General features: G+C 47.2%; 1 protein-coding gene. It reads left to right on the forward strand.

Going from position 1 to position 521, the window contains the following annotated elements; translation table 11 throughout:
- Window positions 1–130: 130 nt before the first annotated feature.
- A partial coding sequence (locus PBA01S_RS22635) for a DoxX family membrane protein (protein ID WP_164744240.1) occupies window positions 131–521 on the forward strand: 391 nt, incomplete at its 3' end.

A 521-nucleotide genomic window follows, 5' to 3' on the forward strand; every position in this document is an offset into this window, starting at 1 on the left:
TTTATTTTCTCAAATTCTGATATTTGTGATTTAAATCACATATATAGTGAAAAAAATCACATATAATAAAGACATCAAAGATGATCATCCCAAAAACAAAAACTAAAGATAAATCAAAGGAGTGGTTCTTATGTTTAACAATTTCCTCAGAACAAACAAAGTGGCAATGTGGCTCTTGACCGTCATCCGCGTCTACCTTGGCTACCAATGGATCGAAGCTGGCTATCACAAAATCACCGGCGGTTTCGATGCCGCAGGCTTCCTGACCGGAGCGATCGCGAACAGCACCGGCGACCATCCAGCCGTACAAGGCTGGTGGGCAGCCTTCCTGGAACACGTTGCTCTGCCGAATGTCGGACTCTTTAACTTCCTGGTGCCTTACGGTGAGTTCCTGGTTGGTCTGGGGCTGATCCTCGGTACCTTCACCACCTTCGCCGCACTGATGGGCTTCGTGATGAACGCCGCGTTCCTCTTCTCGGGTACGGTAAGCACCAACGCACAAATGTTAATCCTTGAAGTCC

It is taken from the genome of Paenibacillus barengoltzii NBRC 101215 (genome assembly GCF_004000745.1).
GTDB lineage: Bacteria > Bacillota > Bacilli > Paenibacillales > Paenibacillaceae > Fontibacillus > Fontibacillus barengoltzii.